This window comes from Mycobacterium sp. P4_H6, from assembly GCF_056400845.1.
The window spans coordinates 1-6,394 of record NZ_JBFUKN010000154.1; the positions used below are offsets into that span (position 1 = coordinate 1).

7 protein-coding genes and 1 pseudogene are annotated in these 6,394 nt (G+C 66.6%); 7 read left to right on the plus strand and 1 reads right to left on the minus strand.

Going from position 1 to position 6,394, the window contains the following annotated elements:
- The 7 genes from sufU to AC1DTF_RS31845 form a co-directional block, all read left to right on the plus strand.
- Window positions 1-453: Fe-S cluster assembly sulfur transfer protein SufU (gene sufU, locus AC1DTF_RS31815; RefSeq protein WP_477476961.1), on the plus strand; the 453-nt coding region annotated here is incomplete at its 5' end.
- Window positions 450-806 (plus strand): metal-sulfur cluster assembly factor, encoded by a 357-nt coding sequence (locus AC1DTF_RS31820; RefSeq protein ID WP_057165118.1) that lies wholly within the window; start codon window positions 450-452, stop codon window positions 804-806. The genes sufU and AC1DTF_RS31820, both read left to right, overlap by 4 nt.
- Window positions 807-1,429: 623 nt before the next feature.
- Window positions 1,430-2,962, plus strand: a complete 1,533-nt coding sequence (locus AC1DTF_RS31825; RefSeq protein WP_477476962.1) for a glycoside hydrolase family 16 protein — start codon at window positions 1,430-1,432, stop codon at window positions 2,960-2,962.
- 50 nt (window positions 2,963-3,012) lie between these two features.
- Window positions 3,013-3,366 (plus strand): thioredoxin, encoded by a 354-nt coding sequence (trxA, locus tag AC1DTF_RS31830; RefSeq protein WP_057165119.1) that lies wholly within the window; start codon window positions 3,013-3,015, stop codon window positions 3,364-3,366.
- 13 nt (window positions 3,367-3,379) lie between these two features.
- A complete protein-coding gene (locus AC1DTF_RS31835) occupies window positions 3,380-4,225 on the plus strand; it encodes an enoyl-CoA hydratase (RefSeq protein ID WP_477476963.1) in 846 nt (281 codons plus the stop codon).
- A gap of 21 nt (window positions 4,226-4,246) precedes the next feature.
- A complete protein-coding gene (locus AC1DTF_RS31840) occupies window positions 4,247-5,875 on the plus strand; it encodes an ABC-F family ATP-binding cassette domain-containing protein (RefSeq protein ID WP_057165121.1) in 1,629 nt (542 codons plus the stop codon).
- 99 nt (window positions 5,876-5,974) lie between these two features.
- A complete protein-coding gene (locus AC1DTF_RS31845) occupies window positions 5,975-6,163 on the plus strand; it encodes a helix-turn-helix domain-containing protein (RefSeq protein WP_082613960.1) in 189 nt (62 codons plus the stop codon).
- On the opposite strand, the pseudogene AC1DTF_RS31850 reads toward AC1DTF_RS31845, so the two are convergent.
- Window positions 6,160-6,394, minus strand: a pseudogene (locus AC1DTF_RS31850) (TetR family transcriptional regulator); the annotation flags it as partial. The gene AC1DTF_RS31845 and the pseudogene AC1DTF_RS31850 overlap by 4 nt on opposite strands.

Sequence of the window (6,394 nt, forward strand, 5' to 3'; positions counted from 1 at the left end):
CAGGAACAGATGTACCAGGAAGTGATCCTGGACCATTACAAGCACCCGCATCACCGCGGGCTGCGGGAGCCGTTCGGCGCCGAGGTGCATCACGTCAATCCCACCTGCGGTGACGAGGTGACCCTGCGGGTGGCGCTGTCCGCCGACGGCGAGACGGTCGAGGACATCTCCTATGACGGCCAGGGCTGTTCGATCAGCCAGGCCGCCACCTCGGTGCTCACCGACCAGGTCATCGGGCAGAGTGTCGGCGATGCGCTCAAGACGGTGGCGGCGTTCACCGAGATGATCTCCTCGCGTGGGAACGTTGAGGGTGATGAGGATGTCATCGGCGACGGTATTGCCTTCGCCGGTGTGGCGAAGTACCCCGCGCGGGTGAAATGTGCCCTGCTCGGCTGGACGGCCTTCAAGGCTGCTCTGGCCGAGGCCAGCCATGATGTGGAGGACAAACGATGAGCGACACCGTCAATACCGATCCCGCGAATGAGGAACTGCTCGCCGATGTCGAGGAGGCCATGCGTGACGTGGTGGACCCCGAACTCGGCATCAACGTCGTCGACCTCGGCCTGGTGTACGGCATGAACCTGGAAGAGGGCGAGGCGGGCACCGTCGCGCTCATCGATATGACGCTCACGTCGGCGGCCTGCCCGCTCACCGACGTGATCGAGGACCAGACCCGCACCGCGCTGATCGGTGCCGGCCTGGTCAACGAGATCAAGCTGAACTGGGTGTGGAACCCGCCGTGGGGTCCGGACAAGATCACCGACGACGGCCGCGAGCAGCTGCGCGCGCTCGGTTTCACCGTCTGATAGGTCCTTCCTTCGGCCGGCGTCGTGGTGCCGGCATTCCCGGCTGACCCGATTCGGGTTTTCGGCCGTCAGTGGTGCTGTGCGCAAATGTCGCTCAATGCCGGGCGGGTGCACATGACCATCGGACGCCGCGTCATGTCTTTGCGTTTTCAGCAAATTGCCGTCTCACGACGCCATTTCAGCGCTGCACGGTAAACCGCGACTTCAGGGCGGGCAGTTCGGTGAATTGAGGTTCACCGACGCGCGATCCGTTACGACTTGCATTTCGTGCCGCGGTATCGCCATTAAGGTATTGAATTCAATTGCTCACGTCCTTTGCATTTCTTGGCATTGCAATATGTTGATTTAGCTCGCCAACTCGATCAGTCTCGATTACTGTTCGACCTGCATCGGTGATCCGGTGTGGGATTCGTCAAATATGTACTGGTTCAAACGATTCCAAGGCGGCTTCGCGGGTTCCCGTGAATGTCGCCTGCTGTATGCGGCACGTCGGGTATCAGGTCGAGTTTGCGCAGTCCTCTGGTTATTGGGTCAGTTGTATTTGCCTGCGCGTATTCGTCGACCCCGCACGGTCCGTCTATTTGTCTGTCGGCTGCCGTAACGGATCGAATGGGGTGACGGATATGACCGCCTATCGGTACTGGCTGGGGACCGGAATCATGGCGGCTGGCCTCGGTGCCGCCGTCGCATCCGGTCAGGGTCTGGCCCTCGCCGCGGCCGATGACGCGACATCGTCTGCCTCCTCGGGAACCACGACGCCGGACCGCCCGTCGGTCACCGGTGCTCCCCAGCGTGTGCGGACCGGGCCGGCGGCGCGCACACCGCGAGAAGTCCGGCGGCCCATCACAAGTCGCCGCAGCGCCCGCACCGCCGAGATCGCCCCCACCGGACCCCGCACGGTCGCGGTGGAAGCGGTGGTACCGGACGACGCGTCACCCGCCGACGGCCCGCCGGGCGTAGTGCCGTCGGCCCCGGGGGTGGCCACACCCGGCGCCGACGAGTTCGACCGGCGTCGCACCTTCGCCGAGACCCGCCCACCGCGTCCGGAGCGCCGGAGCCAGACGGCCGTCTCCGAGGTGGACGAACAACCCGCGGTGACTCCCGCGGCGGCGGCGAGCGTGGCGGCTGTGACCGCGCCTACGGCGGCCCTGCCGGCACAGGCGACAGTCGCTGCGGCCAAACCGGTGACGATCGGCAGCGTCCTCAAGGGCATCCTGTCGCGTGTCGGCTTCAGGTTCACGCTGCCCAAGGGGATGCAGAATTGGTGGYGCGATGTCCGGCAGCGCATCTTCGGGATCCCCGCGAAACCGGTGGTGGTACCGCCGACCGGTCCGGTGACCCCGAACCCCGGGGGAACGCCGCCCACATCCAGTGGCCCGGTGCTGCTGTGGGAGACCAACTTCACCGATATCGCCGAGGCGATGCAGGCCTGGTCGACGCAGACCGGCCGATGGGGCCAGTCCGCGGGGGAGAACCAGTTCTACACGCCCGATTTCTCCAATGTGTCCATCGACGCCAACGGCCACCTGGTCATCGAGGTCCGCCGGGAAACCGCTCCCGACGGTGCGCCGGCGCCGCACAACTACACCTCGGCGCGGGTGGTCACCTACGGCAAGCAGTCGGTGGAACCGCCGGTGCGTATCGTCGCCCGCCTGCAGATGCCCTACACCCAGGGCACCCTGCCGGCGTTCTGGATGGTCGGCCTGGAACCCGGTCACGAGTTCGACTGGCCGCGTCAGGGTGAGATCGACATCGTCGAATACCCGGGTTTCCGGGATGACGAGGGGCGCACCAAGTGGACGGGCAACATCCACGGCCCGGCGGCTGCGGACAACACCGTCGACGTCAAACTGCACACCGTCGGAGCAGACCTGGGCGTCGACCTGTCCGCCGGCTTCCACGACTACGGCATCGACTGGTATCCGGACCGCATCATCTGGCATGTGGACGGCGTCGAGACGGGACGGGTCACCAAGGCGCAGTACGAGGCGCTCGGCGGTGACTGGACGCCGTTCTCCGGGGCCTGGTCGCACTATCTGATCCTGAACACCGCGGTGGGCAATCCGTGGACCGGCGATCCGGATTCGGCCTCGCAGTTCCCGCAGGCCATGAAGGTGGACTGGGTCCGGGTCTACTCGTTGGCCGGTATCGGTTAGTCCCGGGACATACTGGGAATCTGTAGAGCAGCCGAGACGTTAGGAAGAACGTGACTACACAGGACATCACCGCAGCTGAATTCAAGGCGATCGTCGACGACAACGACATCGTCCTCGTCGACTTCTGGGCGTCGTGGTGCGGTCCCTGTCGTGCCTTCGCGCCGACGTTCGGCGCGTCCGCGGACAAGCATCCCGACGTCGTGCACGCCAAGGTCGACACCGAGGCCGAGCCGGAGTTGGCCCAGGCCGCCGAGATCCAGGCGATCCCGACGCTGATGGCGTTCAAGAAGGGCCATCAGGTGTTCCGCCAATCCGGTGCGCTGGGCCCCGCGCAGCTCGAAGAACTGATCACCAAGATCAAGGAGTTCGACATCGAGGCGGCCGTCGCGTCGCAGGAGAACTGACCCGCGCGCTAACGTGCTCGGCGTGGCTGAGCACAGCGAGTTCGTCGTCGTCGACCGTCCCGAGCCCGGCGTGGCGTTGGTCACCCTGAACCGGCCCGAACGGATGAACTCCATGGCGTTCGACGTCATGGTTCCACTGCGGGCGGTGATCGGTGATCTGCACCATGACAACGAGGTGCGGGTCGTGGTGCTGACGGGCGCCGGCCGCGGGTTCTCCTCGGGTGCCGACCACAAATCGGCGGGTTCGGTGCCGCACGTGGGGGGCCTGACCCGGCCGTCGTTCGCGCTGCGCTCCATGGAGGTCCTCGACGACGTCATCCTCGGCCTGCGCCGGCTCCATCAGCCGGTGATCGCCGCCGTCAACGGTGCGGCCATCGGTGGCGGGCTGTGCCTGGCCCTGGCCTGCGATATCCGCGTCGCCGCAGCTGGAGCGTATTTTCGTGCGGCAGGCATCAACAACGGACTGACCGCCAGCGAGCTGGGCCTGTCCTATCTGCTGCCCCGCGCGATCGGTGCGTCGCGCGCCTTCGAGATCATGCTCACCGGCCGCGACGTCGATGCGATCGAGGCCGAGCGCATCGGGCTGGTCTCCAGCGTGGCCCCCGAGGACGAGCTGTTGTCGCGGTGCCTGGAGATGGCCAGGGGCATCGCGGCGTTCTCCCGGCCGGGAGTCGAATTGACCAAACGCACGCTGTGGAGTGGACTGGACGCCGGTAGCCTGGAGGGCCATATGCAGGCCGAGGGCCTCGGTCAGCTCTACGTGCGTCTACTCACCGCCAACTTTGAAGAAGCGGTCGCTGCGCGCAAAGATAAGCGGTCGCCGGTCTTTTCTGACGACCGGGGTACCGACGACAAGTAGTCAACATGAGGAGGTAGTTGCGTGATCACCGCAACGGACCTGGAGGTCCGCGCCGGGGCGCGCACACTGCTGTCCATCGAGGGCTCCGCGCTGCGGATCCAGCCCGGTGACCGGATCGGCCTGGTCGGCCGCAACGGCGCGGGCAAGACCACCACGATGCGCATCCTGGCCGGCGAGGGCGAGCCCTACGCCGGCTCGGTGGACACCATCGGTGACATCGGCTACCTGCCGCAGGACCCGCGTGAGGGCGACCTCGACGTGCTGGCCCGCGACCGGGTGCTCTCCGCGCGGGGGCTGGACACCCTGCTGTCGGATCTGGAGAAACAACAGACGCTGATGGCCGAGGTCGCCGATGACGCCGCCCGCGACAAGGCGGTGCGCCGCTACGGCGAGCTGGAGGAGCGGTTCTCCGCACTCGGCGGGTACGCCGCCGAGAGCGAGGCCGGCCGCATCTGTGCCAGCCTGGGGCTGCCGGACCGCGTGCTGACCCAGCCGCTGCGCACCCTGTCCGGTGGTCAGCGCCGCCGGGTGGAACTGTCGCGCATCCTGTTCGCCGCCAGCGACACGGGATCCGGTTCGGCCACCACCCTGCTGCTCGACGAGCCGACCAACCACCTCGACGCCGATTCGATCGGGTGGTTGCGCTCATTCCTGCAGAACCACACCGGTGGGCTGGTGGTGATCAGCCACGATGTCGAGCTGCTCGCCGATGTCGTGAACCGGGTCTGGTTCCTGGACGCGGTGCGCGGTGAGGCCGACGTCTACAACATGGGCTGGCAGAAGTACCTCGACGCCCGCGCCACCGATGAGCAACGCCGCCGCCGGGAGCGCGCCAACGCCGAGAAGAAGGCCTCCGCGCTGCGCACCCAGGCCGCCAAGATGGGCGCCAAGGCCACCAAAGCCGTTGCGGCCCAGAACATGTTGCGCCGTGCGGAGCGGATGATCGCCGAACTCGACGCTGAGCGGGTGGCCGACAAGGTCGCCCGGATCAAGTTTCCCACCCCGGCGCCGTGCGGAAAGACCCCGCTGGTGGCCAAGGGGCTGACCAAAACCTACGGTTCGCTGGAGATCTTCACCGGGGTCGACCTGGCGATCGACCGGGGCTCGCGGGTTGTGGTGCTCGGACTCAACGGCGCCGGCAAGACCACCCTGTTGCGCTTGCTGGCCGGAACCGAATCCGCGGACGCGGGGGCACTGGAGCCGGGGCACGGACTCAAGATCGGGTACTTCGCCCAGGAGCACGACACCTTGGAGAACGACGCCACCGTCTGGGAGAACATCCGGCATGCGGCCCCCGACACCGGGGAGCAGGATCTGCGAGGTCTGTTGGGCGCGTTCATGTTCACCGGCCCTCAGCTCGACCAACCGGCGGGCACCCTGTCCGGCGGTGAGAAGACCCGTCTGGCGCTGGCGGGATTGGTGGCGTCAACTGCCAACGTGTTGCTGCTCGACGAACCCACCAACAACCTGGATCCGGCCTCACGCGAGCAGGTGCTCGACGCGTTGCGCAGTTACCAGGGCGCGGTGGTGCTGGTGACCCACGACCCGGGCGCCGCCGAGGCGCTGGATCCGCAGCGGGTGGTGTTGCTGCCCGACGGCACAGAGGATTTCTGGTCCACCGAGTACCGGGATCTCATCGAGCTGGCATAGGGCTGGCTGCAAGACAATTCGCGCGTTCCTCCACGCGGTGTTTGCTCGGTTCCTAGTCTGGGTATCCGCGACGTTGCACCGGGAAGTGGGGAGATGTCGATGAATGAAACCAGTAGGTCCCGTGAGCAGATCTTGACCGAGCTGCGCAGCGCTTACGAGCGGGGGGCCAGCATCAGGTCATTGGTGGCCGAGACCGGTCGATCGTATGGGTCTGTGCACAGCATGTTGCGCGAATCGGGAACCAGGATGCGCAGTCGCGGTGGGCCGAACCACCGTCGCGCCAGTTAGCTGCCGCCGGCGGGGTGTCGCACCGAATCCTCGACGAGGTCCAGTACCGCGCTGAGGTTTTCGGTGTCCTCGCCCGAGGCAAGCCGCGCCACCAGACCATCGAGGACCAGATCCAGATAGGTCTGCAGCACAGCGCCCGGCACATCATCCCGCAGGCGGCCGGCCTGCTTTTGTTTGCGCAGACGTTCGGTGGTCGCCGCCGACAACTCGGCCGAACGCTCCGCCCAACCC